General features: G+C 62.7%; 22 protein-coding genes. 9 read left to right on the top strand and 13 right to left on the bottom strand.

All coding sequences use genetic code 11. The features are described from left to right. Nucleotides 1-3: 3 nt before the first annotated feature. Nucleotides 4-567, bottom strand: a complete 564-nt coding sequence (locus J3A98_RS06370; RefSeq protein ID WP_176684923.1) for an XRE family transcriptional regulator — start codon at nucleotides 565-567, stop codon at nucleotides 4-6. Between the two features lie 84 nt (nucleotides 568-651). Between J3A98_RS06370 and J3A98_RS06365 the strand changes: the two genes are divergently transcribed. The 7 genes from J3A98_RS06365 (at nucleotide 652) to J3A98_RS06335 (ending at nucleotide 7,810) form a co-directional block, all read left to right on the top strand. After that, nucleotides 652-1,602, top strand: coding sequence for a DMT family transporter (locus J3A98_RS06365; RefSeq protein ID WP_176684922.1), 951 nt, complete (start codon nucleotides 652-654; stop codon nucleotides 1,600-1,602). A 150-nt stretch (nucleotides 1,603-1,752) separates the two neighbouring features. Next, nucleotides 1,753-4,668: a monovalent cation/H+ antiporter subunit A gene (locus tag J3A98_RS06360; RefSeq protein WP_209964802.1), complete on the top strand. Its 2,916-nt coding sequence runs from the start codon at nucleotides 1,753-1,755 to the stop codon at nucleotides 4,666-4,668. Further along, nucleotides 4,668-5,012: a Na+/H+ antiporter subunit C gene (locus tag J3A98_RS06355; RefSeq protein ID WP_003250128.1), complete on the top strand. Its 345-nt coding sequence runs from the start codon at nucleotides 4,668-4,670 to the stop codon at nucleotides 5,010-5,012. The genes J3A98_RS06360 and J3A98_RS06355 overlap by 1 nt, the downstream gene beginning before the upstream one ends. Continuing rightward, a complete protein-coding gene (locus tag J3A98_RS06350; RefSeq protein ID WP_176684920.1) occupies nucleotides 5,009-6,688 on the top strand; it encodes a monovalent cation/H+ antiporter subunit D in 1,680 nt (559 codons plus the stop codon). The genes J3A98_RS06355 and J3A98_RS06350 overlap by 4 nt, the downstream gene beginning before the upstream one ends. Then, a complete protein-coding gene (locus tag J3A98_RS06345) occupies nucleotides 6,685-7,173 on the top strand; it encodes a Na+/H+ antiporter subunit E (protein ID WP_209964800.1) in 489 nt (162 codons plus the stop codon). Before J3A98_RS06350 ends, J3A98_RS06345 begins: the two co-directional genes overlap by 4 nt. Then, a complete protein-coding gene (locus J3A98_RS06340) occupies nucleotides 7,170-7,448 on the top strand; it encodes a K+/H+ antiporter subunit F (RefSeq protein ID WP_021783192.1) in 279 nt (92 codons plus the stop codon). Before J3A98_RS06345 ends, J3A98_RS06340 begins: the two co-directional genes overlap by 4 nt. Next, nucleotides 7,445-7,810, top strand: coding sequence for a Na+/H+ antiporter subunit G (locus tag J3A98_RS06335; protein ID WP_003250107.1), 366 nt, complete (start codon nucleotides 7,445-7,447; stop codon nucleotides 7,808-7,810). Before J3A98_RS06340 ends, J3A98_RS06335 begins: the two co-directional genes overlap by 4 nt. Nucleotides 7,811-7,822: 12 nt before the next feature. Here the strand turns inward: J3A98_RS06335 and J3A98_RS06330 are convergent, their stop codons facing one another. The 12 genes from J3A98_RS06330 to J3A98_RS06275 form a co-directional block, all read right to left on the bottom strand. Continuing rightward, nucleotides 7,823-8,035 (bottom strand): hypothetical protein, encoded by a 213-nt coding sequence (locus tag J3A98_RS06330; protein ID WP_209964798.1) that lies wholly within the window; start codon nucleotides 8,033-8,035, stop codon nucleotides 7,823-7,825. Next, nucleotides 8,032-8,502 (bottom strand): hypothetical protein, encoded by a 471-nt coding sequence (locus J3A98_RS06325; RefSeq protein ID WP_003250101.1) that lies wholly within the window; start codon nucleotides 8,500-8,502, stop codon nucleotides 8,032-8,034. The genes J3A98_RS06330 and J3A98_RS06325 overlap by 4 nt, the downstream gene beginning before the upstream one ends. A gap of 345 nt (nucleotides 8,503-8,847) precedes the next feature. Further along, nucleotides 8,848-9,042: a hypothetical protein gene (locus J3A98_RS06320; protein ID WP_012271507.1), complete on the bottom strand. Its 195-nt coding sequence runs from the start codon at nucleotides 9,040-9,042 to the stop codon at nucleotides 8,848-8,850. A 179-nt stretch (nucleotides 9,043-9,221) separates the two neighbouring features. Beyond that, complete coding sequence (locus J3A98_RS06315) at nucleotides 9,222-9,626, bottom strand: TraR/DksA family transcriptional regulator (RefSeq protein ID WP_003250099.1); 405 nt, start codon at nucleotides 9,624-9,626, stop codon at nucleotides 9,222-9,224. A gap of 1,022 nt (nucleotides 9,627-10,648) precedes the next feature. Continuing rightward, the gene (locus J3A98_RS06310; RefSeq protein ID WP_003250095.1) at nucleotides 10,649-11,422 is read right to left on the bottom strand and encodes an enoyl-CoA hydratase; all 774 of its coding nucleotides are present in this window, start codon (nucleotides 11,420-11,422) and stop codon (nucleotides 10,649-10,651) included. Nucleotides 11,423-11,435: 13 nt separating this feature from the next. Then, entirely contained in the window at nucleotides 11,436-12,563 is a 1,128-nt protein-coding gene (locus J3A98_RS06305; protein WP_209964796.1) for an acyl-CoA dehydrogenase family protein, read from the bottom strand. An 8-nt stretch (nucleotides 12,564-12,571) separates the two neighbouring features. Next, nucleotides 12,572-13,765: an acetyl-CoA C-acyltransferase gene (locus J3A98_RS06300; protein WP_209964794.1), complete on the bottom strand. Its 1,194-nt coding sequence runs from the start codon at nucleotides 13,763-13,765 to the stop codon at nucleotides 12,572-12,574. A gap of 11 nt (nucleotides 13,766-13,776) precedes the next feature. Next, nucleotides 13,777-14,544: an SDR family NAD(P)-dependent oxidoreductase gene (locus J3A98_RS06295; RefSeq protein WP_021785354.1), complete on the bottom strand. Its 768-nt coding sequence runs from the start codon at nucleotides 14,542-14,544 to the stop codon at nucleotides 13,777-13,779. Nucleotides 14,545-14,557: 13 nt separating this feature from the next. Next, entirely contained in the window at nucleotides 14,558-16,204 is a 1,647-nt protein-coding gene (locus J3A98_RS06290) for an acyl-CoA synthetase (protein ID WP_209964792.1), read from the bottom strand. A 122-nt stretch (nucleotides 16,205-16,326) separates the two neighbouring features. Then, complete coding sequence (locus J3A98_RS06285; RefSeq protein WP_209964791.1) at nucleotides 16,327-20,772, bottom strand: NEL-type E3 ubiquitin ligase domain-containing protein; 4,446 nt, start codon at nucleotides 20,770-20,772, stop codon at nucleotides 16,327-16,329. A 144-nt stretch (nucleotides 20,773-20,916) separates the two neighbouring features. Further along, the gene (locus tag J3A98_RS06280; RefSeq protein WP_209964789.1) at nucleotides 20,917-21,939 is read right to left on the bottom strand and encodes an AraC family transcriptional regulator; all 1,023 of its coding nucleotides are present in this window, start codon (nucleotides 21,937-21,939) and stop codon (nucleotides 20,917-20,919) included. A gap of 57 nt (nucleotides 21,940-21,996) precedes the next feature. Next, nucleotides 21,997-22,860 carry a LysR substrate-binding domain-containing protein gene (locus tag J3A98_RS06275; RefSeq protein WP_176684934.1) on the bottom strand — a complete coding sequence of 288 codons (864 nt, stop codon included), beginning with the start codon at nucleotides 22,858-22,860 and terminating at the stop codon, nucleotides 21,997-21,999. A 112-nt stretch (nucleotides 22,861-22,972) separates the two neighbouring features. Between J3A98_RS06275 and J3A98_RS06270 the strand changes: the two genes are divergently transcribed. Together J3A98_RS06270 and phnX are read left to right on the top strand one after the other, a co-directional pair. Then, nucleotides 22,973-24,079 carry a 2-aminoethylphosphonate--pyruvate transaminase gene (locus tag J3A98_RS06270; RefSeq protein WP_209964786.1) on the top strand — a complete coding sequence of 369 codons (1,107 nt, stop codon included), beginning with the start codon at nucleotides 22,973-22,975 and terminating at the stop codon, nucleotides 24,077-24,079. 34 nt (nucleotides 24,080-24,113) lie between these two features. Next, nucleotides 24,114-24,941, top strand: coding sequence for a phosphonoacetaldehyde hydrolase (gene phnX / locus J3A98_RS06265; RefSeq protein WP_209964784.1), 828 nt, complete (start codon nucleotides 24,114-24,116; stop codon nucleotides 24,939-24,941). The last annotated feature ends 1,661 nt before the right edge of the window (nucleotides 24,942-26,602 follow it).

The following is a 26,602-nucleotide window of genomic DNA, read 5'->3' as shown; positions in this document are numbered from 1 at the left end:
GACTCAAATCACCACATTGCGCACAAACCGCACAGCCGCCACGCCATCGTTGCGGTAGGCATACCGGCAATTGCTGGGGAACACATGGAACCGCCCCGCCTGCAAGCGATGCTCGACATCTTCGATGATCAGCGTCAACTGCCCATCGACCACGTAAATCTGCTCACTCCAGCCTTCGGCATCGGCCTCACTGCAATAGCACTCCCCCGGTGCCAGGGTCCATTCCCAAAGTTCCACCTCGCGCCTTGCCGGGCTGCTACCCAGCAACACCGCTCTGCTCTGGGGGTGTTCACCAGCCCAGGCCAGCTCTTCAATGCGCCCGGGGTCGCGCAGGTCTGGCGCCTGGATCAGGGTACTGAAGGCCACGCCCAAGGCTTCGGCAATCAGGTCCAATGTGGTCAGGCTGACATTCTTCTCGCCCGCCTCGATCGCGACCAGCATGCGCCGGCTGACCCCTGAACGCTCGGCGAGCGCCGCCTGACTCAAGCCGGCAGCGTTGCGCAGACTGCGCACATTGAGGCTGACATGTTGCAGCACCGATGCCCGGTGCGAAGAATCCTTGTGCACTATATTGCTCACTGATCAGGATTGCGCAGTATACTGCCCACTTTTGCGGCGATTGTGCGCCGCCCTTTCCGAGTGTGCAAGACCATGAACCAGCCCAGCAGCAAGCCTACCCCTGCCGTCACCTTCCGCCTGAGCAAGGCCGAACTGGTGTTGGTATTCATCACCATGTTGTGGGGCGGCACTTTCCTGTTGGTGCACAACGTGATGACCGTCAGCGGCCCGATGTTCTTCGTCGGTCTACGCTTCGCGGCAGCCGCGCTGTTCGTTGGCGTGGTCTCGGCGCGAGCGCTGCCCGGCCTTACCTTCACCGAACTGAAGGCAGGCATGCTGATCGGCGTGTCGATCATGCTCGGCTATGGCCTGCAGACCATGGGCCTGCAAACCATTAGCAGCAGCCAGTCAGCGTTCATCACTGCGCTGTACGTGCCGTTCGTGCCGCTGCTGCAGTGGTTGGTGCTGGGGCGGCGGCCTGGCCTGATGCCCAGCATGGGTATCTGCCTGGCTTTCATCGGCCTGATGCTGCTGGCTGGCCCGGAAGGGGGCAGCCTGCGTTTCAGCGAGGGCGAGCTGGTCACCTTGGTCAGTGCCGTGGCCATCGCCGGTGAAATTATTCTGATCAGCCGCTACGCCGGCCAGGTCGATGTGCGCCGGGTTACCGTGGTGCAACTTGCCACCGCATCGTTGCTGGCGTTTCTGATGATCGTGCCGACCCAGGAGCGCATCCCCGACTTTTCCTGGCTGTTGCTGGCCAGCGCAGTCGGCCTGGGCGCAATGAGTGCGGTGATCCAAGTGGCGATGAACTGGGCACAGAAGTCGGTTTCGCCTACTCGCGCCACGCTCATCTATGCCGGTGAACCGGTGTGGGCCGGCATCGTTGGGCGCCTGGCTGGCGAGCGCCTGCCGGGTGTGGCGCTGCTCGGCGGCCTGCTGATCGTGGTCGCGGTGGTGGTCAGTGAACTCAAGGTGCGGCGCCCTCGCGAAACGGTCGAAGCACGCGATGTGCAGCATCAAGGCGAACGCCAGGCCGGGCTGTAAAGCGGTCAACAGCGGCCATTCATTGTAAAAAGCTGTTATAAAAAAACCGCTTGTCACAGCCTGTTTGTAGGATCCTGCGACAGCTTGCGTGTTGGTGATAAACACCTCGGCACGTATGATTCTTTGCAAACTTCTCCAGAATAGGCCGCTATGTCCTTGATAGTGCTATTGCTTCTGCCGTTCGTGGGCAGTTGCCTGGCAGCTGTGCTGCCGCACAACGCACGTAACGCCGAGTCCATTCTTGCCGGGCTCGTAGCCCTGGTCGGTACCGTCCAGGTAGCACTTCTGTACCCTCAGATTGCCCATGGTGGCGTCATTCGCGAAGAGTTCCTGTGGCTTCCCAGCCTGGGAATGAACCTGGTGTTGCGCATGGACGGCTTTGCCTGGCTGTTCTCGTTGCTGGTACTGGGCATTGGCGCTCTGGTGTCGCTGTATGCCCGCTATTACATGTCACCGCAAGATCCGGTACCACGCTTCTTCGCGTTCTTCCTGGCCTTCATGGGGGCCATGCTCGGCCTGGTCATCTCCGGCAACCTGATCCAACTGGTGTTCTTCTGGGAACTGACCAGCCTGTTCTCCTTCCTGCTGATCGGCTACTGGCACCACCGCGCCGACGCCCGTCGTGGCGCCTACATGGCGCTGATGGTAACCGGTGCAGGCGGCTTGTGCCTGCTGGTAGGGGCCCTGCTGCTCGGCCATGTGGTCGGCAGCTATGACCTGGACAAGGTCCTGGCTGCCGGGCATATCATCCGCCAGCATGCGCTTTACCCGGTGCTGCTGCCCCTGATCCTCGTTGGCGCACTGACCAAGAGCGCACAGTTCCCCTTCCAGTTCTGGCTGCCCCACGCCATGGCAGCGCCCACACCGGTGTCGGCCTACTTGCACTCTGCAACCATGGTCAAGGCCGGGGTGTTCCTGCTGGCACGCCTGTGGCCGGTACTTTCCGGTAGCGAGGAGTGGTTCTGGATCGTCGGCGGTGCCGGCGCCCTCACCCTGCTGCTCGGCGCTTTCGCCGCCATGTTCCAAAATGACCTCAAGGGCTTGCTGGCCTATTCGACCATCAGCCACCTGGGCCTGATTACCCTGCTACTGGGCCTTAACAGCCCGCTGGCTGCCGTCGCCGCGGTATTCCACATCCTCAACCATGCCACCTTCAAGGCCTCGCTGTTCATGGCCGCCGGCATCATCGACCACGAGAGCGGCACCCGTGACATTCGCCGCCTCAGCGGCCTGATCCGCCTGGTGCCCTACACCGCGACCCTGGCCATGGTCGCCAGCGCCTCAATGGCCGGCGTGCCGCTGATGAACGGCTTCCTGTCGAAAGAAATGTTCTTCGCCGAAACGGTGTTCATCAGTTCCACTGCCTGGGTCGAGGCCACGCTGCCGGTAATCGCCACTCTGGCCGGCACCTTCAGCGTGGCGTATGCCCTGCGTTTTACCGTCGATGTGTTCTTCGGGCCGACGGCCCAGGACCTGCCCCATACCCCACACGAGCCGCCACGCTGGATGCGTGCTCCGGTGGAGCTGCTGGTGCTCACGTGCCTGGTAGTGGGCATCTTCCCCACCCAGTCGGTCGGCCCCCTGCTGGCCGCTGCGGCCCTGCCGGTGGTTGGCGGTACCCTGCCGGAATACAGCCTGGCCATCTGGCATGGCTGGAACGCGCCGATGATCATGAGCCTGGTAGCCATGAGCGGCGGCATCGTCCTGTACCTGTTGCTGCGCAAGCAACTGCGCCTGGGCCGCTTCCCCTACCCGCCGGTGATCGAGCGCTTCAATGGCAAGCGACTGTTCGAGCACGGCCAGGTTCACCTGATGCTGCTGGCGCGTCGCATCGAGCGCGTGCTCACCACCCGGCGACTGCAGTCGCAGCTGTTCATGCTGGTATTCGCCGCGTTCCTCGCGGGCCTCACGCCGATGCTGTATAGCGGCCTGAGCTGGGGTGATCGCCCGAAGATTCCGGGTTCGGGCGTGTTCGTCGCCCTGTGGCTGATCGCCATTGCCTGCGCCATCGGCGCCGCTTACCAGGCCAAGTACCACCGCCTGGCGGCACTGATCATGGTCAGCGTCTGCGGCCTGATGACCTGCATCACCTTCGTCTGGTTCTCTGCGCCCGACCTGGCACTGACCCAGTTGGTGGTGGAAGTGGTCACCACCGTGCTGATTCTGCTTGGCCTGCGCTGGCTGCCACGGCGTATCGAAGGCGTATCGCCGCTGCCTGGCAGCCTGGAGCGCGCGCGCATGCGCCGCCTGCGCGACTTGCTGCTGGCCGTGCTGGTGGGTGGCGGCATGGCCGTGCTGTCGTACGCCATGCTGACCCGACCGACGCCCAATGACATTTCCTCGTTCTACTTGAGCCGGGCATTGCCTCAGGGCGGCGGCACCAATGTGGTCAATGTCATGCTGGTCGACTTCCGCGGCTTCGATACCCTGGGTGAAATCACCGTATTGGTGGCTGTGGCCCTGACGGTGTTCGCCCTGCTACGGCGCTTCCGTCCTCCGAAAGAGAGCATGCAACTGCCAGCGCAACAACGTCAGTTGGCGCCGGACGTAGTCACCGACCTGATCAACCCGCGGCATGCCACCGATACCGCACTGGGCTTCATGATGGTGCCTGCAGCGCTGGTGCGCCTGCTGCTGCCGATCGCCTTGCTGGTGTCCATGTATCTGTTCATGCGTGGGCACAACCAGCCCGGTGGCGGTTTTGTCGCTGGCCTGGTGATGTCGGTGGCATTCATCCTCCAGTACATGGTGGCCGGCACCCAGTGGGTCGAGGCGCAGATGAGCCTGCGGCCGCTGCGCTGGATGGGAACCGGGCTGCTGTGCGCGACCCTGACCGGGGTCGGCGCCATGCTGCTGGGTTACCCGTTCCTTACCACTCATACCGCCCACTTGCACCTGCCGTTGCTGGGTGATGTGCACGTGGCCAGCGCGCTGTTCTTCGATATCGGCGTATACACCGTTGTGGTCGGCTCGACCCTGCTGATCCTCACGGCCCTGGCGCACCAGTCGGTGCGCGCCTATCGCCCGGGCAACCCGGCAAAAACCAGCCAAGCAGGAGCCGCCTGATGGAAGAAGTGATTGCAGTCGCCATCGGCGTACTGGCTGCCTCCGGGGTGTGGCTGATCCTGCGCCCGCGCACCTATCAGGTGATCATGGGCCTGTGTCTGCTTTCGTACGGGGTCAACCTGTTCATCTTCAGCATGGGCAGCCTGTTCATCGGCAAGGAACCGATCATCAAGGATGGCGTTACCCAGGACCTGTTGCATTACACCGACCCGCTGCCACAGGCACTGGTGCTCACCGCCATCGTCATCAGTTTCGCCATGACCGCGCTGTTCCTCGTGGTGCTGCTGGCTTCGCGCGGCCTGACCGGTACCGACCACGTGGATGGCCGGGAGCGTGACGAATGAGTGGTATGAGCCAACTGATTGTCGCCCCCATCCTGCTGCCGCTGATTACAGCGGCGATAATGTTGCTGCTGGGTGAAAAGCACAGGCATATCAAGGCCAGGCTTAACCTGCTGTCAACATTCACCGGCCTGGCAATCGCGGTCTCTCTGCTGCTGTGGGTGCGCACCCAGGGCCAGGCAGCCTCGATCGGCGTGTACCTGCCGGGCAACTGGCCAGCGCCGTTTGGCATCGTGCTTGTGGTGGACCACCTGTCCGCGCTCTTGCTGAGCCTGACCGGGGTCATCGGCTTCAGCGCCCTGCTGTTTGCCCGGGCCCGCTGGGACGGTGCAGGGGCCAGCTTCCATGCGCTGTTCCAGATCCAGCTGATGGGCCTGTACGGCGCCTTCCTCACCGCCGACCTGTTCAACCTGTTCGTCTTCTTCGAAGTGCTGCTGGCCGCCTCCTATGGCTTGCTGCTGCATGGTTCGGGGCGGGCGCGGGTGCGCGCCGGCCTGCACTACATCGCCATCAACCTGTTTGCCTCGTCGCTGTTCCTGATCGGCGCAGCGATGCTGTATGGCGTGACCGGCACCCTGAACATGGCCGACCTGGCGCTGAAGGTTCCACTGGTACCGGAGGCCGACCGTGGCCTGCTGCATGCCGGCGCGGCAATCCTGGCCGTGGCCTTCCTGGTCAAGGCCGGCATCTGGCCGCTGAACTTCTGGCTGGTGCCAGCTTACGCGTCAGCCAGCGCGCCGGTGGCTGCACTGTTCGCCATCATGACCAAAGTCGGCCTGTACGCCGTGCTGCGCCTGTGGACGCTGCTGTTCTCCGGGCAGGCCGGGGCCTCGGCGCATTTCGGCGGTGAATGGCTGGTTTACGGCGGCCTGGTCACCCTGGCGGTGGCAGCGGTATCGATCCTGGCGGCACAGCGCCTGGAGCGGATGGCGGCACTCAGTATCCTGGTCTCGGCCGGCACCCTGCTTGGCGCGGTGGGTTTTGCCCAGGCGGCACTGACCGGCGCGGCGCTGTTCTACCTGGTCAACTCGACCCTTGCGCTGTGCGCACTGTTCCTGCTCGCCGAACTGGTCGAGCGCTCGCGCTCGGCCAATGAAGCGCCGCTGGACGAAGAAGAGGACGCCATGCCGCCGCCACTGGAATCGCTGCACCCGCCCAAGGGCATCAACCTCGACGATGAACAGCAGGTGGTAATCGGCCAGATCATCCCGTGGACCATGGCCTTCCTCGGGCTCAGCTTCATCGCCTGCGCACTGCTGATCATCGGCATGCCGCCGCTGTCGGGCTTTGTCGGCAAGCTCAACCTGATCAGCGCGCTGTTCAATCCACTGGGCCTGGGCGTGCCGGCCGAGCAGCCGCTGAGTGCCGCCGGCTGGGGCCTGGTGGCGTTGCTGATCCTGTCCGGCATGGCCTCGCTGATCGCCTTCGGCCGCGTCGGTATCCAGCGATTCTGGAAGCCCGAAGAGCGCCCGTCACCGGTGCTGCGGCGCTATGAATGCCTACCCATCGTCATCCTGCTCGGCCTGTGCCTCATCCTCAGCCTCAAGGCCGAGCCGTTGCTGCGCTACACCCAGGACACTGCCGCCAGCCTGCAGGCCCCCGATGCCTATATCGAAGCCGTGATGGCCGCCCGGCCGATTCCTGGCCCCACCTCGCGCGACGTACAGGTGCAGCCATGAACCGACTGTTCCCCGCCCCGCTGCTATCGGTCTCGCTGTTCGGCCTGTGGCTGCTGCTGAACCTCTCGGTCAGCCCCGGCAACCTGCTGCTGGGCGCCGCACTTGGCATACTGGCGCCACTGTTGATGGCACCCCTGCGCCCGCAGCATGCCCACGTACGGCGTCCCCTGGTCATCGCCAGGCTGATCGGCCGGGTCGGCATCGATGTGGTCATCTCCAACCTGCTGGTGGCCCGCGGTGTGCTGCGGGCCGGCAAGCAGCCGCCACGCTCGGCGTTCGTTCACGTACCACTGGCATTGCGTGACCCCCACGGCCTGGCAGCGCTGTCGATGATCACCACAGTGGTACCTGGCACAGTCTGGTCCGAACTGGCACTGGACCGCAGTGTGTTGTTGGTGCATGTGTTTGAGCTGGACGATGAAGCGGCCTTCATACAGCACTTCAAGGACACTTACGAACGCCCGCTGATGGAGATTTTCCAATGACAGGCCTGCTCGCCAACGCCGTCCTCGCCAGCCTGTTCATCTTCGCCCTGGCCATGGGCCTGACGCTGATCCGGCTGTTCCGTGGCCCGTCCGCCCAAGACCGCGTGCTGGCCCTGGACTACCTGTACATCCTGGCCATGCTCACCATGCTGGTGCTGGGTATCCGTTATGCCAGTGACACCTACTTCGAAGGTGCCCTGCTGATTGCGCTGTTTGGTTTCGTCGGCTCGTTTGCCTTGGCCAAGTTTCTGCTGCGCGGAGAGGTGATCGAATGACTGAAGCCCTGGTACTGCCGTTCTGGCTGGAACTGGTCACGGCCGCGCTACTGCTCACCGGCAGCCTGTTCGCCCTGGTCGGCGCTATAGGCCTGGTACGCCTGAAAGACTACTTCCAGCGCATGCACCCGCCAGCGCTGGCCTCGACCCTTGGTGCATGGTGCGTTGCACTGGCCTCGATCATCTACTTTTCGTGGCTCAAGGGCACCCCTGTGCTGCACGCGTGGCTGATTCCTATCCTGCTGTCGATCACCGTGCCGATAACCACGCTGTTGCTGGCGCGGGCGGCGCTGTTCCGCAAGCGCATGTCGAAAGAGCCGGTGCCTGAAGAAGTCAGCAGCGGCCGAGACCGTGGCAATTGAAGGTTTGCCGTCTCAACCTTGGCTGAGGCGCTGCAACTCGCGCCGGACCATGGCGGCATACGGCGGCGGGCTGAGGCGATAGAGCTCAGCCGCCACCCAGTTCAACCAGGCGCTTTGCAGCTTCTCACGCCCGGCCAGCAAACGTTCTGCCTCAGCCACGGCATCTGCCTGGTGCTGCCGATGAAACTCGGCCCGCGAGGCCGGTGCGTCGTCAGTTTCGGTCATTCACTGGCCTTGAAGGTGGTCAGTTCACCCTTGCGCCATTTGGCGACCTTGCCAGTCACTGCTTTAAGCAACTTGCCCAGGCCTTCCTGCACTTGCTGCTGCGCGGCGAATACCAGCATCACGCCATGGCCTTCACGAAACACGATGCCCTCGCCTTCCGGCACAGAAACGAAGGCGTAGTCGCCCACGCCATACACATTCAACTTGATTTCGCGAAAACGCATTTCCAGCTTGCCACCTTCGCGGCTAGGCAATACGGCAGCACGGAAGTGGTCGCCGACTTTCAATTCAAGGCGCTGCTTGTCATCGACCACCAGGGCACTCTCGGTGTCGATTTCGGCCATGTACAAGCCTTCGGGACTCTGTTCGGTGACATAGATGAAGCGGCCCTGAAACAGTTGGGCCAATTTACCGCGCAAGTCGCCCAGGGCGAACAACGCATGCGTATCAAGTGTGCTGACTGCCAATGAAGTAATCCTCAACCGGTTACAACCCGCCCTCACCCAAGCTCGGGGAGGCACGGCCATTTCTTATCGATAGGCAAAAAGAGTAATAAAGCGATATGCGAAATGTCTGTGCTCGCTGACGATGCAGCGTGCAGGAATCTTTACTCTGGTTTGCCAGATTCGCCCTCAACCGAAGGCGTTTGGCTCATTCCCGGCTTGGGAAGCGTGATGCCTGAAATCACTCGCCAGAAAACGCAACCAATGGCGTGAGCCTGCAAGAGGACAAGCCCTGGCATCCATGTGCGCATTACTGTAGGACAAATATGCCCGAAAACACCGAAACCCGTCGAGAGGCAATAAACATTTTCAGGCAGCCAGTCCTTTCTTCAGTTGCTGCTGCCAGGCAGCCTGGCACTCAAGCGCTTCTTCGCGCGTGGCGAAGGCGGTGCCGCGGCGCTCGCCATTGACCAGCACTACCCAGCAAATACGCTTGCCCAGCGCCTGCAAGGTGGCCGGCACACCCGACCCTATCATCACAGCCACATCGACTCGGCTATTCATCATTCCCTCCGGAATTTAATTAGCACCCTAACGATAAAGCCATGATACGCCTGACAGTGGCGCGGAAACAGCACATCCTGGTACAGCAGTGTTTCTTATGGCGCAACAAAAACGGTATCGACGAGAAACGCAAAAAGCCCCTGGGATTTGCTCCGAGGGGCTTGGCACCGCGCGCGGATTTATACCTGGCGCTGGTGGCGATCGAGCTGCTCGTGGCGCTCCTGGGCTTCGATGCAGTACTTGGTGGTCGGGCTGATCAGCAAGCGCTTCAGCCCGATGGGCTCACCACTGTCATCGCACCAGCCGAAGCTTTCATCGGCAATACGGTCCAGGGCCATTTCCAGCTGTGGCAGCAGGCGCTGGTCGCGGTCGATGGCATTTACCAGCCAGCTACGTTCTTCTTCGACCGACGCCACGTCGGCAGGGTCAGACGGGGTGTCCAGGCCTTCGATGGTGGTGCGGCTGAGCTCGATGCGTTCATGGGTTTCGACTTTCATCGCCTGCAGCAGCTCAGTAAAGAAGGCAAGCTGGTCGGCGTTCATGTAGTCATCGGCCGACATGGCCAGCAACTGTTCCTTGGTCATCGATTTCTCTATGAAAAAATGTGCATTTGGGCGATTCATGTGCCGCCGATGCCTATGCATCGGCAGCGAAATTCTTCAAGCGCCAACCGGCACTCTTTTACAGGGGGCGGCAGTCTAAGGCGCCACGCGGCGTGGAGCAACTGCAAATGGGTGCGAATTTGCTTCCACTGCTGACAATCCGCCGGTCGGCACCCCAGCTCAGCTGCAGGGTCAGTAGTAAACTGTGATTCCGGTAGGCCCCATTCGCCTACTGTTGCCGTTGCCGTTGCCGTTGCCGTTGATCTTGATCTTGATCTTGATCTTCGCGACTTCAGGAGGCCGAACGCAGGTCTTGCGGAGGCAGGTGACGGGCATGGATGCCCGTCAAGCGCTGAGGCCCCAGGATGGGGCCTTCGGCGCGGTCCTGCCGGGAGCAAGGCCGGAGTGAGGGGACCCCGGAGCGCAGCGCAGGGGCCGGATGATGGGAGCGCAGCGTTTTTTGGTTACTTTTTGTCGCGTTTGACAAAAAGTGACTCGCCGTAAGGGCGAAAAGGTGAGTCAGCGTCGCCATCGCAAATGGACTGTTCGCTGAGCCAAAACAGACGAGTTCGCTTCTTGCTTCTTGCTTCTTGCTTCTTGCTTCTTGCTTCTTGGATGTGGGCATTCACATCGAGTAGGTATTCATTCACGCAGGTGGCGCATAGTCACCTTTCCGCCCTTACGGCGGGTCCCTTTTTGTCGTGGCAAAAAGGAACCAAAAACCGTCGGCTCCCATCATCCGGCCCCTACGCTGCGCTCCGGGGTCCCCTCGCTACGGTCTTGCTCCCGGGAGTACGCGCCGAAGGCCCCATCCATGGGGCCTCAGCGCTTGACGGGCATCCATGCCCGTCACCTCCCTCCGCAAGCCCTACGCTCGGCCTCCTGAAGTCGCAATCTGCGTCGCCTGAACTATCGCGCACTTAGAAGCAAAAGCCACGGCAACGGCAACGGCAACGGCAACGGCAACGGCAACGGCAACGGCAACGGCAACGAACCGAGTCTGATCAACGGTCCTTGAACTGTGCCTCGCGCTTGGCGATGAATGCGGCCATGCCTTCTTTCTGGTCTTCGGTGGAGAAAGCCGCATGGAAGACCCGACGCTCAAAGCGTACCCCCTCGCTGAGGGTGACTTCAAACGCTCGGTTGACGCTCTCCTTGACCATCATGCTCACCGGAATCGACTTGCTGGCAATGGTCGCCGCCACCTTCAACGCCTCTTCCACCAGCTCTGCCTGCGGCACGATCCGCGCCACCAGGCCTGCACGCTCGGCCTCTTCAGCCCCCATAAGACGGCCGGTCAGGCAAAGCTCCATGGCCTTGGCCTTGCCCACCGCACGCGTCAGGCGCTGGGTACCGCCCATGCCCGGCAGCACGCCCAAGTTGATTTCCGGTTGACCAAACTTGGCGTTGTCCGCAGCGAGGATAAAGTCGCACATCATCGCCAGCTCACAGCCGCCGCCCAAGGCAAATCCAGACACTGCAGCAATGATCGGCTTACGGCGATTGGCAATGCGGTCGGCGTCGCTGAACAGGTCGTCGACGTAGATCTGCGGGTATTGCAGCTCGGCCATTTCCTTGATGTCGGCGCCAGCGGCAAAGGCTTTGGCCGAGCCTGTCAGCACCACGCAGCCGATGTTCGGGTCGCGCTCGAGCTGGTCCAGGGCCTGGTTGATCTCGCCAACAATCTGCGCGTTCAACGCATTGAGCGCCTGCGGGCGGTTGAGGGTGATCAGGCCAACCTTGCCGTGGATGTCCAACAGGATGGTTTCGAATGCCATGCAGTCTGCTCCTTCAAAGATTGCGCGCAATGACCATGCGCTGAATGTCGCTGGTGCCTTCGTAAATCTGGCAAACCCGAACGTCGCGGTAGATCCGCTCCAGCGGGAAGTCACTCAGATAGCCATAACCGCCCAAGGTCTGCAAGGCATCCGAACAGACCTTTTCGGCCATTTCCGAGGCAAACAGCTTGGCCATCGATGCTTCCACCAGCGCCGGGCGCCCCGCATCACGAAGGGCGGCGGCGTGCAATACCATCTGCCGGGCAACAGAAATTTTCGTCGCCATGTCGGCCAGGCGAAACGCCACGGCCTGGTGCTCGATCAGCGATTTGCCAAAGCTCTGGCGCTCGTTGGCGTAGTCACGCGCCACTTCGAACGCCGCGCGGGCCATACCCACCGCTTGGGAAGCGATGCCGATACGGCCGCCCTCAAGGTTGGCCAGGGCGATCTTGTAGCCTTCACCCTCCGCGCCCAACCGGTTGGCCACTGGCACGCGCACATTGTCGAAAACGATCTGGCAGGTGTCGGAGGCGTGCTGGCCGAGTTTGTCCTCGACCCGTGCTACCTGGTAGCCCGGCGCATCGGTCGGCACGATGAAGGCGCTGATGCCACGCTTGCCAGCCTCCGGGTCGGTGACTGCAAACACGATCACTACCCCGGCGTTCTGCCCCGAGGTAATGAACTGCTTGCTGCCATTGAGCACGTAGTGGTCGCCCTCCAGGCGTGCGCGGGCCTTCAGGCTGCTGGCATCGGAGCCAGCCTGTGGTTCGGTCAGGGCGAAAGCACCGAGCATCGCACCTGTCGCCAGCGGGGTGAGGAACTGCTTTTTCTGCTGCTCGTTGCCGAAGCGCAGAATCGGCACGCACCCCACCGAGTTGTGCACGCTCATGATGGTCGAGCAGGCGCCATCGCCCGCAGCGATTTCCTCCAAGGCCATGGCATAGGCCACATAACCGGTGTCGCTACCGCCCCACTGCTCCGGCACCAGCATGCCGAACAGGCCCAGTTCGGCCATTTCGTCGATGGCCTCTTTCGGGAAGCGATGGTCCTTGTCCCATTGCTCGGCAAACGGCTTCAGGCGCTCCTGGGCGAAGGCACGTACCGCGTCGGCGATCTGTTGTTGCTCGTCAGTTACCAGCATGGTTCACCTCAGTACAGGCATTCAACAGCCATGGCCGTGGCCTCGCCACCGCCGATACAAATGGCCGCCACACCCCGGCGCAGATTGTTCTGGCGCAAGGCTGACAACAGGGTGACCAGAATACGTGCGCCAGAAGCGCCGATCGGGTGACCGAGGGCGCAGGCGCCGCCGTGGATATTGACCTTGTCGTGTGGCAGATCGAGGTGTTTCATGGCCGCCAGGGTGACCACGGCGAAGGCCTCGTTGATCTCGAACAGGTCGACTTCGGCCAGGTTCCAGCCGGTGCGCTTCATCAGTTTGTCGATCGCGCCAATCGGGGCGGTCGGGAACAGCGCCGGGGTGTCGGCAAAGGCGGCGTGACCGTGGATGACGGCCAATGGTTTGAGGCCACGTTTGTCGGCTTCGGAGCGACGCATCAGTACCAGTGCCGCAGCGCCGTCAGAAATCGAACTGGCGTTGGCCGCCGTCACGGTGCCGCCCTCACGAAACGCCGGTTTGAGCTGCGCAATCTTGTCCAGGCGCGCCTTGGGTGGCTGCTCGTCATCCTTGATGACACGCTTTTCCTTGCCCTCGGTGACTTCCACCGGCACGATCTCGGCGGCAAAACGGCCGCTGCTGATGGCGTCCTGCGCTCGGGTCAGCGAGGCGATGGCGAACTGGTCCTGGGCTTCGCGGCTGAAGGCATTGGCCTGGGCACAGTCCTCGGCGAAGGTGCCCATCAGGCGGCCTTTGTCGTAGGCGTCTTCGAGGCCGTCCATGAACATGTGGTCGATGATCTTGCCGTGGCCCATGCGGTAGCCGCCACGGGCTTTGTCCAGCAGGTACGGCGCGTTGGTCATGCTTTCCATGCCACCCGCCACTACCACGTCTGCGGTGCCGGCCAGCAGCAGGTCATGGGCCAGGATCGCGGCTTGCATACCCGAGCCGCACATTTTGTTCAGGGTGGTGCAGGTGGTGTGCTTGTCCAGCCCGGCGCCCAGCGCAGCCTGGCGTGCCGGCGCCTGGCCCTGGCCGGCCGGCAGCACGCAGCCGAACAGGACCTGCTCGACACTGGCGGCATCGATGCCGGCACGTTCCACGGCACCACGAATGGCCGCGCTGCCCAGTTGCGGCGCAGTCAGGCTCTTGAGGTCGCCCTGCAACCCGCCCATGGGCGTGCGCACGGCGCTGACGATAACGATGGGATCATTGGCGAGGGTCATGTTCGCTCTCCTTACTTGGCAGCCATGCGCAGCGCACCGTCGAGGCGGATGACCTCACCGTTGAGCATGCTGTTCTCGATGATGTGGCGGGCCAGCGCGGCGTATTCCTGCGGGCGGCCCAAGCGGGGAGGGAACGGCACGCCGGCAGCCAGCGAAGCACGTACCTCTTCGCTCATGCCGGCCATCATAGGGGTTTCAAAGATGCCCGGGGCGATGGTCATCACACGGATGCCGAAGCGCGCCAGTTCGCGCGCGGCCGGCAAGGTCAGGCTGGCAATGGCCCCCTTGGAGGCAGCGTAGGCGGCCTGGCCAATCTGGCCGTCATAGGCGGCAATGGAGGCCGTGTTGATGATGACCCCACGCTCGCCGCTCTCATCGGCAGCCCCTTCGGCCATGGCCGCCGCAGCCAGACGCAACAGGTTGAAGCTGCCGATCAGGTTGACGTTGATGACCTTGGCGAAGCTGGCCAGGCCATGCGGGCCCTGCTTGCCCAGTACCTTCTCGGCACCGACGATGCCGGCACAATTGACCAACCCATGCAAGCTGCCAAAGGCGCTGACAGCTGCATCGACAGCCGACTGGGCCGCCTGCTCGTCACTGATATCCGCCACGGCGAAACGGGCGTTGTCGCCCAGCTCGCGGGCTTTGGCTTCGACAGCCGGGGCATTGAGGTCGACCAGCATGACCTTGGCGCCAGCCTCGACCAGCATCTGTGCAGTCGCGGCACCCAGCCCGGAAGCGGCGCCGCTGACGATGAAATGTTTATTGGCGATGTGCATGAGTACTTTCCTTTCAGACGCTGACAGGGGTGGCCTGGTGCGCTTGTTGTTTGGCGACTTCCTGGTTGCGCAGGATGAAGCGTTGCAGCTTGCCGCTCGGGGTCTTGGGCAGTTCGCTGACGAATTCGATTTCCCTGGGGTAAGCATGTGCGTAGAGGCGCTGGCGTACGTGCTGGCGCAAGGTTTCTTCCAGCTCGACGCTGCCGGCATAGCCGCTGGCCAATACCACGAACGCCTTGATCAGCTCGGTGCGCTCCGGGTCTGGCTTGCCGATCACCGCTGCCTCGATCACCGCCGGGTGCTCGATCAACGCGCTTTCCACATCGAACGGACCCACCCGGTAACCGGAGGTGGTGATCACGTCGTCGCTGCGGCCAACGAAGCTGATGCTGCCATCCAGGTTCAGCTCGACAGTGTCGCCGCTGAGGTAGTACTTGCCGACGAAAGCTTTGGTCGGCAGACCGTGGTAACCACCGAACCAGCACAGCGGCGACTGCTCGCGGTCAACGGCGAGGATGCCTGGCTGGCCGGCTGGCAGTTCGTTGCCTTGCTCGTCCAGCACCACGATGCGGTGGCCGGGGATGGCATAGCCGGCTGAGCCCAGGTGCACCGGGTGCTGCAGGCCATGGTGGTTGCACAGCACCATGCCCAGTTCGGTCTGGCCGTAGTGATCGTGAATGGTCACGCCCAGCTCGTCGGCGAACCAGCGGATCACCTCGGGGTTAAGCGGTTCGCCGGCACTGCTGACCACCCGCAGGCGGCCCTTGATCGGTGCCGAGAAATCTTTGCCCGCCGCAATCAGCAAGCGATACGCGGTGGGCGAGCCGGCCAGGTTGGTGATACCCAGCTTGTCGATCACCCGGGCGCAGCTCTCGACACTGAACGGGCCATCGTAGAACGTGGTGGCGTGCCCCAGCGACAACGGACCGGTAACGGCGTAATACAAGCCGTAAGCCCAACCCGGGTCGGCCAGGTTCCAGAAGTTGTCCTCGGGCAGCAGCTCGATGGCATCACGCATGTAGCCCTGAAACGCGACAATCGCACGCAGTGGCACTTCCAGGGGTTTTGCCGGGCCAGTGGTTCCAGAGGTGAACATCAGCAGGAACGGATCGTTGCCTGAGCGCATCACCGGCTCGCATACATCCGCTGCGCGCTCCAGGCATTGCTGGAAGTCCAGCTCACCACTGCGGGCCTTGACAGTGATGATGGTCGGACAGGCGTGCACCTCGTCCAGCTTGGCGCGGTTGTGGCTATCGGTGACCACCACTCGGGCATGGGATTGCTCAAGCCGGTGCTCGATGGCCTTGGGGCCGAACGCGGTGAACAAGGGCTGGTAAACCGCCCCGAGGCGCCAGGTAGCGAGGATGGTCACCAGCAATTCGGGGGTGCGCGGCATCAAGCCGGCAACCCGGTCTCCGGCGCCTACCCCCTGCGCCCTTAGCACATTGGCGAACCGGGCAGCCTGCGCCTGAAGCTGATCGAAGCTATAACGCGCGCTGTTGCCATCGCGGTCCTCATGAATCAGCGCCAGCTTGCCGTCACCGGCATGCCGGTCACAGCATTCGACACAGGCATTAAGGGCTTCAAGGTTGCCGTGCAATGCCGCCACAACGGCCTGGTCATGGGCAAACGTACGAGCGGCCTCGGCGTAATCGCGCATCATCGGACTCCTGGTTTCTTGTTTTTGGAGTTGAAGCATCGGTCCGACGATGTTCGCGCCGCTCATGCGCGGCGGCAATGGCCAAAGCTGTCAATCTGGATGACTGGTTTGGCCGCCGCCCATCACCCCTCTGCGCGCTCGGCTGCACGCAGATAGGACTGGGTGAGCCCTGCGACCAGGCGCTCGACATCAAGGACCTGCTGTTCCTGCAGCCGCCGTAGTCGCTGCTCGAAGGCCGCCGGCGCCAAGACAGGACGTTGAGCCTGCAGCTCAAGCGTGCGTCGAGTGTAATCCGCACTGAGGGCATCGAACATTTGGTCATGCTGCTGGCGCAGGTATCGGCGCCAGAACGCGCGCTGGCTCAGGCTATCGGTCAGGCCCTCTATGGTCTGCGCGCGCGTAACCCGCAGGAATGCATCCTCTACCTGGGCCTGTGTCAGCGCGACAGCATCGGGATAGCGCATGGCATGCGGCTGGTTGGGCAACCGCAAACGGCTACGAAGTTGCACCCTGTAAGCCAACCCCAATGCCAACTGGTCAACATGTTCACTGGCAGCCAGACGCTGCCGGCCATCCCGGTAGGCTATCCCTTCCAGTTGATCCAGCCGGAACAGTTGCCTGCCCAGCTCAAGCAACTCGCCCCTGCGTTCAGGGTTGACTGCGGCGGCTTCGGCCTGCGCCTGCCTTACCAATACCTGCAATGCACTGAAATGGCTGGCAACGGCGTCCGAACATGACAGCGGCAGGCCGGCCCGCTCAAAGATCCGCCGGCACAGCACCGGGTCGCCGTCCAGCGCACCCAGCAGTGTCCATACGCCGTCAACCAGCGCATCCCGCCCTTCACCCGCTTCGCTGCAGTCCGCTGTCATTTCCAGGCGAGCCAACAACCTGAACAACCCGCTGCTACCCGCTTGCTCCAGCAACCGCAGCCACATGTCCTCCCGCTCGGCCCGAACCGTCGCATCCGTATGGCCTACCCAACGCGTACGGGCCCTGACCAGGTCAACTGACCCCAACTGCTCAGGCGAGTGCCGGTGTTCTTCGATCACATCGAGTGCATACAACCTTCGTTGCTGCATGACCGACAAGGGGTTGTCCTCTATCAGGATGGCGCGTCGAAATGCATAAGGCATCAGCTGAATCTCGGTGGGCACTTCGCGGAGTTGGTTGTTGCGCAGGTCAGCACGCTCGAGTAGACCACAGAGTTCCAGGCGACGCGGCCAACTACCCAGGCGACAATGACGCAGGTTCAGACTTGTCAGCCGAGAAAGTTGGTGGAAACTCATGTCCAGCGCTTCCAGCCGGTTATGACTGAGATCAAGATGCGCAAGGTTGGACAAACCATGCACAACGCCGATCGCCTGGGCATCGAGGCGTATCTCGTTATGCGCCAACCGAAGCGATTGAATATTCGGTAAATAGGCAATGCCTGTTGGTAGACGCATCAACGCGTTGTTGTTGAGGTTCAGGTGCGTCAAGGCAGTGAACGGGCGAAGGAAGTCGGCCGGAATGTCAGTGATCAGGGTGTCGGTCACGCTCAGCAGGGTAATGCGATGGAAATCGATGTGCGGCGGTAGTGCCGGCAGTGTGCGCAGACTCAAACCACTCATCGACAAGCGCTGCCCTTGTGTTTGCCCTCCGCCGACCGAAACAGGCTCGCCCTGCAGTCGCCAGGCTCGCAGGATGCTGTCGGCCGCCAACCTGCGGGCGGCTTGCCGACCTTGCTGCAACTCGGCACCGACCCAGCGATTCAGGTATAGCACCAGTTGGTCATGTGCTTCCTGCAGTTCGACCAGGCGCTCGAAGACTGGCTGCGAACCTTGCTGCACACGCGCCAGCTCTAAATCGAGCGCTGCCTCGTCCAGGCCAGGATAAAGCGACCGTAGCTGGTCACGAATGATCACCCGCTCATCCCTGGGTGCAGCGCCAGGGCGGCCACTTAGCGGGTATCCCACGCGCCCATCATCCATGCGACGCCCTGGATTGAGCCAGGGCTGCTCCTCTGGCCAGCCGAGCATGCGCGCGATATCCCAATGGGAAGCGGGTAATCGCGCCAGAAGCTTCTCGCGCAGTTGGCTCGCCGCCGCGCTGCCCACCAGTTGCATCGCTGCCCGCTGCTCCGACGTAAGTGCGGTAAATAGCGCCTCGAAGATACATCCAGGCTCGTCAGCGATAAGCTCGTGTGGCACACCTGACCCGTTGTAGATCAGAAACCTGCCTTCATGCCGGACCACTATTCTTTTTGCTTCGGTTTGCCCGCCGCTACCGAGGCGCCTGATAGACCGCCCCTCCAACCCGCCGTCACGCAAGTCGAGGTCAAGTTGCTCGAGTTCGAAGCTATCCAGCAACGCAAGGGCCAACTCGCCGGTGACATCACTGTACGCTGTGCTCAGATACAATCCCGCCAGCCCCCGGCTCAGGCGAGCCAGACGCAAGAGCGAACGGGCGTTGTTCGCGCACGGCAATGGCAGCCGCCGCTCGACCCGCGCCATTTGGTGCTCAAGCTCATGCGCTTGGCCGGTTACTTCATTTATGTAGGCCGAAGGCAAACCCGGGAAGTCCCGCTTGACCAACATGCTCAGCGGGTCTGCTGCAAGTGACTGCTCTGTCAGGTGGGCAAACAATGGCGGCCGCAACCCGGCCTCATGCACCTGCATCTGCTCCAGTCCGGCGCCCACGCCAGGCCTTGCTTCACACCAGGCCAGCAGTTCACTGTCCGCTGGCATCAACGCCTTCAGCCGAACACGCTCGAAAAACGTTTGAATGCGCGCATGCGCCTGGAAAGCACGCAAGGTTTGACCAAGGCTCACCGGAGCCGGGCGATTCTCCACGAGAACGCCGCGTAACAGGTCTTCATCGATACCTGCCACCCGCATTATCTGCTCGGCCTGATGCGCGTCGACAGGGGGATGCTGTGGCCATAATGCATCCAGCATGCGAGCAGGCGCCTGCCAGCTTAGTGGTTGCTCACGCATCAACTGCCAGCCACGCTCACCGTTGTGCAGCACGACCGGCCCGTAGCCGCCCTCACTCGCAGCATGGCGCAGGCGATAGGGGCCATCGGCGACAGGCTGATGCACTTCGAAGTAGCGTCCATCGATACGGACCCCGCGGTGGCCTGTCTCGCCATTGCGTCCCTCTCCGAGCAGATCGATAGGGTCCGGCAATGATCGATAATTCCTGGCGTTGAACTGCCACAGGCGACCCTGCCCGTTCCCAAGGCTTACCGGCTCCAGGCTCGCGACAAACGCACTGCGCACAAAACTGACACCCGCCACCGTCGCCGCGGTGGCCGCCAAGGTTTCGGCGACCCCCAGCAGATGCTGCAGCGCTTCGTGTTGGTGCCCCTTCGACCAGTCCCTTGCCCCTTCGAACACTTCAGCGCAAGTCTGGGTAACCACCTGACCCAGCAGCACGCCCCCCACAGCCGGGATGAAAAGGCCGGCGAGGTTTACCAGGTCCAGACCTGCCGCCTTCCACTCAGCGTGCCTGGCGCTTACCGCCCGGCTATCAGCGTCAGCGGTCGGTACCAGCAGCAACCGGGCATCTTCCTTGACCTGTTGCACTTGCCGAGTAGCCAGTTGCGTGAAGATCCCCCCTCCAGGTGTTTCACCCTCAAGCTCCAGGTCCGGCACCTTGTCTTTCAAGCGCTTGCCAAGGGTACTGACAAAACCTGCACGGTGCTCAAGGCTGATGAGCTGCGTGAAGTACTGCCAGTAACCCGGATCTTGCAACAACATCGCCACGGTATTGTTCATGGAGGGGGCATTGTCGAAGAACCGCAATGCCTGCCGGGGATCACCAGGCAGGTAAAGTACGATGCCCCGTTCATTTCCCGCCTTGTCATGCAGGTGGATCAGCAAGCCATCGACCACAGGTTGCCCTATTGCCCTCAGCAGCATGGGTTTGCATTCGAGCCCTTGTTGTCGCTTCTCCTGACCGTGGTCCACCACCTCACGCAAGGCAAGCTGCACATCGACGCTTATGTTTCCCTGCAAAGCCGCTAGTTCGGTCGCCAGCTTCAACCCCGAACGTTTGTCTTCAGCCAGCATCGCCTGGGTCGCTGGCTGGAAGACCCGTTGCAACGCGTCCTGATAGCGCTGACCAACGTCCAGATCACGACAGGCGGTAATCAATGCCTCCAGCGATGCATTCAATGGTTTATCGCTGCCTGGCAAAACCAACCCCGTGCCCTCGTAGTAGCGGGTGTTCGCAGCAAAGTTGCGCATCAGCCGCAGTAACCCATTTACACGCGTCTGGCTGTATGCGTATGTCTGTTGCAAGGTACCTGGCAATGTGCCGAAGCGCGGCGCGACCCGCAGCCATTCGAGCTGGGCAAATACCTGCCCGTCCGGCAACGGTGCATCCAGCAAAGCCGCCAGGTGTTTCTCGGCAAACTGCTGGAGCGGCAGTAGCTCGAGCGTCAGGCCACTCAAGCGTGCTTGGTTGGCATGGTGCGCGTTCAGCGTGGTGCGCAGTGTGTTGATCTGGCCCCTTGACGCGCGTTTGAGCCACTCAGGTAATCGGGCACCTATGAATGGGTCATGGGCAGTAGCGTTGATGTTCATGGTGGGTTCCACAGCTATTGGCGAAGCCAACCATGTTGTTCAAATGCCGGACCAGGATGCAGGGGGAACGGGTTCGATCGGCGCCTGCTCGGTAAGCCTTCTGGGCCCGCGCGGTAATGCACTACAGCGGGAAGTGTTCGCCCTTCAGTGCCCAGCCCCTCGCGCCTGGATCAATGCCCGATAATGCCCTGGGTTGCAGCCGAACCACTTGCGAAATGCCTTATAGAACGAGCTGCTGTCGGCAAACCCCAAGCGCTCGGCAAGCTCGCCCATGGCCACGTCTTCCTGGCTTAGCCAGGCGATCGCCAGCTCCCGTCGTACGCTGTCCTTCAAGCCCTGGTAGTTCTGCCCCTCTTCTGCCAGGCGCCGCCGCAGGGTCGATGGCGACAGGCACAGCTGCCGGGCCAGGCTGTCAGCATCAGGCCATTGCTCAGGGGCCAGGCGCAACAGGTCGGTGCGGATACGCCGCCCGAGGCTGGCCGGGTCACGGTACTTGACCAGGATATTGCCCGGCGCTTCGGCCAGAAAACGCTGCAACTCCTCCTCGCTGCGGCGCAGGGGCAAGTCGAGGCATTGCGAAGCAATGATCATGCGTGTGCGTGGACGCTCAAAATGCAGGTTCTCCGAAAACATGACCCGGTAGTCGTCGCAAAAGGGGGGTTCGGCACAACGCAGATCGATGCTCAGAATCGGGATGCGCCGCCCGGCCAGCCAGCAAGCCACACCATGCACGATCATCCAGAACGTGAAATAGGTGAACGCGCGGCGCGGTTCGTCACGCGGTTCATTGATGACAATTTCGGCCAGGCCTTCCTGGCGCACCAGGCTGGGCTGCATGTCTTGAAGCATCAGCGACAGAAATGCCAGCGAGGTTTCCAGGCCTGCGCCCAGGGTCGGTTGGCCCATGCTGGCACGGCACATGAACGCCAGGCTGCCGCTGCACAGACCGCGCGGGTCCATCGCGAAAAATTCGTCGTTGCAGCGCCGGGCCAGCAAGCGCCACAGGCGGGCATAGGATTCGGCACTGACCCTTGCCTCTGGCAGGTGCAGTTGTTCAACGGCGATGCCCGCCCTGGCCAGCAAGCCACTGTCAGGCTCACCGGCAGGGCAGGTCTGCAACAGCGCTTCGCGCACCAGTTGCATGGAAATGGTGTCTTTGTCGCTCATCGACGGTCCTGTCGGCTGATTGCCGGCCATATTAGGGTGCCCCGCAGCAAACAGCCATCACAGCCCCGCGGCCAGACTCAGGAATGCCTGAATCAGGCGCAGTTCGCGACGACGCTCCAGGCAGCCGATCACGTGTTGGTTGACAAGGCCCTCGCCGGCTAAGGGCCGTGCCACCACCCGGGGATCATTGGCCACTTCAGTGGAAGAAACAACGCCAATCCCCAGTTGCGAGGCCACTGCCTCGGTTACTGCCTCCCGGCTGTCCAACTCCAGCAGTACGCGCGGTTGCACCCCCGCCTTGATACAGGCTTTGTCGAAGGTGCGCCGCGTGGTGGAGCTGGGTTCGCGCAGCACCATGATCTGTTGGTGCAGCGCGGCCAACGGCAAGTCCTCCCGCTCGCTAGCCCAGGCATGCCCCACGGGTAACAACGCACACAGGCGCGACTCACAGAGCGTTTGCAGATGCAGCCCCTTGCGCGGCTCGATTTCGGTCAGCACCGCCACGTCGGCATGCTCGCCAAGCAGCGCAGCCAAGGTCTCCTGAGCATTGCCCAGGCGCAAGTTGACGGTGACGCCTGGGTACCGTTCACGCAGCAGCGCCAGCATAGGCATGACCCGGTGCGGGCCGTCGGCGGCTACCTCCAGGCGCCCGGTCAGCAACTGGCGGTTGGCCTCGAGCATGGCCTGCGCTTCTTCGGCCAGGCCGAACATGGCGCGGGTGATGGCCGCCAGGCGCGTGCCCTCTTCGGTCAGTTCCACGCGCCGTGCGGTACGCCGCAGCAAGGTGATCTGGTAGTGCTCTTCCAGGGCCTTGACGTGCCCGGTCACCGCCGGCTGGCTGATGAACAGGCGCTCGGCAGCACGGGTAAAGCTGCCCTCACGGGCCACGGCGTCGAAGGCGCGTAGCTGGAACAGGTTCATATTTATCGGCCTGACTTATAGCTGGGATAACAACAAACAATTTGATTGATGGCAGCGCGAATTGCAACCTAGGCCCCGTAGTTTCAGCCCACCGCTTGCGAGGAATAACGGAATGAGCAACGCCCCGATTCTGCTGACCCCAGGTCCCCTGACCACATCAATCCGCACCCGCCAAGCCATGCTGGTGGACTGGGGCTCCTGGGACCGTGACTTCAACCAATTGACTGCCAGCGTCTGCGAACAACTGCTGGCCATCATCGACGGCGCCAGCAGCCACCACTGCGTTCCCCTGCAAGGCAGCGGCACCTTCGCCGTGGAAGCGGCCATCGGCACCTTGGTGCCACGCGATGGCAAGGTTCTGGTACTGATCAACGGCGCGTACGGCCAGCGCCTGGCGAAGATCTGCAAAGTGCTGGGCCGCACCTACAGCACCTTCGAAACGGCCGAAGACCAGCCGACCACGGCCGCCGACGTCGACCGGCTGCTGGCCGAAGACCCGGCCATCACCCATGTGGCGCTGATCCACTGCGAAACCAGCACCGGCATCCTCAACCCGCTGCCCGAAATCGCCCAGGTGATCAAACGCCAAGGCAAGCGCCTGATCATCGATGCCATGAGCTCGTTCGGAGCATTGCCGATCGATGCCCGCGAAATCCCCTTCGAAGCGCTGATCGCAGCCTCCGGCAAGTGCCTGGAAGGCGTACCCGGCATGGGCTTCGTCTTCGCCGAAAAAAACGCCCTGGCGGCCGCCGAAGGCAACGCCCACTCGCTGGCCATGGACCTGCACGACCAGCACGCCTACATGGCCAAGACCGGGCAATGGCGCTTCACCCCGCCTACCCACGTTGTCGCGGCCCTGCACGAAGCACTGCAGCAATACAACGAGGAAGGTGGCCTTCCGGCCCGCCACCAGCGCTACGCAGACAACTGCAAGACGCTGCTCGACGGCATGGCAGCCATCGGCCTGCGCAGTTTTCTGCCCGCCGAAATCCAGGCGCCGATCATCGTCACCTTCCACGCCCCCACCGATGCCCGCTACCAGTTCAAGGACTTCTACGAGCGGGTCAAGGCCAAGGGATTCATTCTCTACCCGGGCAAGCTGACCCAGGTCGAAACCTTCCGCGTCGGCTGTATCGGTGTGGTCGGGGCGGACGGCATGCAGGCCGCCGTGAATGCCGTGGCCGAGGTGCTGCGGGAAATGGAAGTGCTGGACATCTGACGCTTTGCCCACCCCTACTCAGGAACTTGCGCACATGAACTACAACAACCCCACCCAACTGCAAGCGGCCATCCTCGACTGGGCTGGCACCGTGGTCGACTTCGGCTCATTCGCCCCCACCCAGATCTTTGTCGAGGCCTTTGCCGAGTTCGACGTGCAGGTGTCCATCGAGGAAGCCCGAGGCCCGATGGGCATGGGCAAATGGGACCATATCCGCACCCTGTGCGACGTACCGGAGATTGCCGAGCGCTACCGCAAGGTGTTCGGCCGCACCCCGACCGATGATGACGTCACCGCCATCTACAACCGCTTCATGCCGCTGCAGATCGAGAAGATCGCCGTGCACTCGGCGCTGATCCCCGGTGCGCTGGACACCCTCACCGGTCTACGCCAGGACGGCCTGAAGATCGGCTCGTGCTCGGGCTACCCGAAAGTGGTGATGGACAAGGTGGTGGAACTGGCGGCGCAGAACGGCTACATAGCCGACCATGTAGTGGCCACCGATGAAACCCCGAACGGCCGCCCATGGCCGGCCCAGGCGTTGGCCAACGTGATTGCGCTGGGGATTGACGATGTAGCGGCCTGCGTGAAGGTGGACGACACCGTGCCAGGCATTCTTGAAGGCCGCCGTGCCGGCATGTGGACCGTGGCGCTGGTCTGCTCGGGCAATGCCCTGGGCCTGACCTGGGAAGGCTTCCGAGCGCTGAGTGCCGAAAAACTGGAAAGCGAGCGCCAGCGCATCCATGCACTGTTTGCCGGCTCCCGCCCACACTACCTGATCGACACCATCAACGATCTGCCCGAAGTGATTGCCGACATCAACCGACGCCTGGCCAAGGGCGAGATGCCGCAAGCCTTCTGACACCTGCGGTTTCTCTGTATGTGTGTCCGCCACCAATCTGTGTAGGAGCGGGTTTACCCGCGAATGCGGTGGCGGCAGCAACGGTGAACGGCGGGTGGAAATTGGCCAGCAGGCCCGGCCCTTTCGCGGGTGAACCCGCTCCTACACGCGGCCTGTGCCCAACCACCGACCTGTGTCCACCCCCGATCCGGCGTAGGAGCGGGTTTACCCGCGAATACGGTAGCGGCGGCAACGGTGAACGCCTGGTGGAAATTGGCCAGCAGGCCCGGCCCTTTCGCGGGTAAACCCGCTCCTACACGCGGCCTGTGCCCAACCACCGACCTGTGTCCCCCCCCGATCCGGCGTAGGAGCGGGTTTACCCGCGAATACGGTAGCAGCGGCAACGGTGAACGCCTGGTGGAAATTGGCCAGCAGGCCCGGCCTATTCGCGGGTAAACCCGCTCCTACACGCGGCCTGTGCCCAACCACCGACCTGTGTCCACCCCCGATCCGGCGTAGGAGCGGGTTTACCCGCGAATACGGTAGCAGCGGCAACGGTGAACGCCTGGTGGAAATTGGCCAGCAGGCCCGGCCTATTCGCGGGTAAACCCGCTCCTACACGCGGCCTGTGCCCAACCACCGACCTGTGTCCACCCCCGATCCGGCGTAGGAGCGGGTTTACCCGCGAATACGGTAGCAGCGGCAACGGTGAACGCCTGGTGGGAATTGGCCAGCAGGCCCGGCCCTTTCGCGGGTGAGCCCGCTCCTACACGCGGCCTGTGCCCAACCACCGACCTGTGTCCACCCCCGATCCGGCGTAGGAGCGGGTTTACCCGCGAATACGGTAGCAGCGGCAACGGTGAACGGCGGGTGGTAATTGGCCAGCAGGCCCGGCCTATTCGCGGGTAAACCCGCTCCTACACGCGGCCTGTGCCCAACCACCGACCTGTGTCCACCCCCGATCCGGCGTAGGAGCGGGTTTACCCGCGAATACGGTAGCAGCGGCAACGGTGAACGGCGGGTGGTAATTGGCCAGCAGGGCCGGCCCTTTCGCGGGTGAGCCCGCTCCTACACGCGACTGTGCCCAACCACCGACCTGTGTCCACCCCCGATCCGGCGTAGGAGCGGGTTTACCCGCGAATACGGTAGCAGCGGCAACGGTGAACGCCTGGTGGAAATTGGCCAGCAGGCCCGGCCTATTCGCGGGTAAACCCGCTCCTACACGCGGCCTGTGCCCAACCACCGACCTGTGTCCACCCCCGATCCGGCGTAGGAGCGGGTTTACCCGCGAATACGGTAGCAGCGGCAACGGTGAACGCCTGGTGGAAATTGGCCAGCAGGCCCGGCCCTTTCGCGGGTGAACCCGCTCCTACACGCGGCCTGTGCCCAACCACCGACCTGTGTCCACCCCCGATCCGGCGTAGGAGCGGGTTTACCCGCGAATACGGTAGCAGCGGCAACGGTGAACGGCGGGTGGTAATTGGCCAGCAGGCCCGGCCTATTCGCGGGTAAACCCGCTCCTACACGCGGCCTGTGCCCAACCACCGACCTGTGTCCACCCCCGATCCGGCGTAGGAGCGGGTTTACCCGCGAATACGGTAGCAGCGGCAACGGTGAACGGCGGGTGGTAATTGGCCAGCAGGCCCGGCCTATTCGCGGGTAAACCCGCTCCTACACGCGGC

The sequence above is a fragment of the Pseudomonas sp. BP6 genome (assembly GCF_017875935.1).
GTDB lineage: Bacteria > Pseudomonadota > Gammaproteobacteria > Pseudomonadales > Pseudomonadaceae > Aquipseudomonas > Aquipseudomonas putida_Y.
This window is presented reverse-complemented; position numbering and strand designations above follow the sequence as displayed.

Coding starts and splice junctions, on each gene's coding strand:
- J3A98_RS06365 (WP_176684922.1), top strand. CDS start 652: ATGAACCAGCCCAGCAGCAAGCCTACCCCTGCCGTCACCTTCCGCCTG.
- J3A98_RS06360 (WP_209964802.1), top strand. CDS start 1,753: ATGTCCTTGATAGTGCTATTGCTTCTGCCGTTCGTGGGCAGTTGCCTG.
- J3A98_RS06355 (WP_003250128.1), top strand. CDS start 4,668: ATGGAAGAAGTGATTGCAGTCGCCATCGGCGTACTGGCTGCCTCCGGG.
- J3A98_RS06350 (WP_176684920.1), top strand. CDS start 5,009: ATGAGTGGTATGAGCCAACTGATTGTCGCCCCCATCCTGCTGCCGCTG.
- J3A98_RS06345 (WP_209964800.1), top strand. CDS start 6,685: ATGAACCGACTGTTCCCCGCCCCGCTGCTATCGGTCTCGCTGTTCGGC.
- J3A98_RS06340 (WP_021783192.1), top strand. CDS start 7,170: ATGACAGGCCTGCTCGCCAACGCCGTCCTCGCCAGCCTGTTCATCTTC.
- J3A98_RS06335 (WP_003250107.1), top strand. CDS start 7,445: ATGACTGAAGCCCTGGTACTGCCGTTCTGGCTGGAACTGGTCACGGCC.
- J3A98_RS06330 (WP_209964798.1), bottom strand. CDS start 8,035: ATGACCGAAACTGACGACGCACCGGCCTCGCGGGCCGAGTTTCATCGG.
- J3A98_RS06320 (WP_012271507.1), bottom strand. CDS start 9,042: ATGAATAGCCGAGTCGATGTGGCTGTGATGATAGGGTCGGGTGTGCCG.
- J3A98_RS06315 (WP_003250099.1), bottom strand. CDS start 9,626: ATGACCAAGGAACAGTTGCTGGCCATGTCGGCCGATGACTACATGAAC.
- J3A98_RS06310 (WP_003250095.1), bottom strand. CDS start 11,422: ATGGCATTCGAAACCATCCTGTTGGACATCCACGGCAAGGTTGGCCTG.
- J3A98_RS06305 (WP_209964796.1), bottom strand. CDS start 12,563: ATGCTGGTAACTGACGAGCAACAACAGATCGCCGACGCGGTACGTGCC.
- J3A98_RS06300 (WP_209964794.1), bottom strand. CDS start 13,765: ATGACCCTCGCCAATGATCCCATCGTTATCGTCAGCGCCGTGCGCACG.
- J3A98_RS06295 (WP_021785354.1), bottom strand. CDS start 14,544: ATGCACATCGCCAATAAACATTTCATCGTCAGCGGCGCCGCTTCCGGG.
- J3A98_RS06290 (WP_209964792.1), bottom strand. CDS start 16,204: ATGCGCGATTACGCCGAGGCCGCTCGTACGTTTGCCCATGACCAGGCC.
- J3A98_RS06285 (WP_209964791.1), bottom strand. CDS start 20,772: ATGAACATCAACGCTACTGCCCATGACCCATTCATAGGTGCCCGATTA.
- J3A98_RS06280 (WP_209964789.1), bottom strand. CDS start 21,939: ATGAGCGACAAAGACACCATTTCCATGCAACTGGTGCGCGAAGCGCTG.
- J3A98_RS06275 (WP_176684934.1), bottom strand. CDS start 22,860: ATGAACCTGTTCCAGCTACGCGCCTTCGACGCCGTGGCCCGTGAGGGC.
- J3A98_RS06270 (WP_209964786.1), top strand. CDS start 22,973: ATGAGCAACGCCCCGATTCTGCTGACCCCAGGTCCCCTGACCACATCA.
- phnX (WP_209964784.1), top strand. CDS start 24,114: ATGAACTACAACAACCCCACCCAACTGCAAGCGGCCATCCTCGACTGG.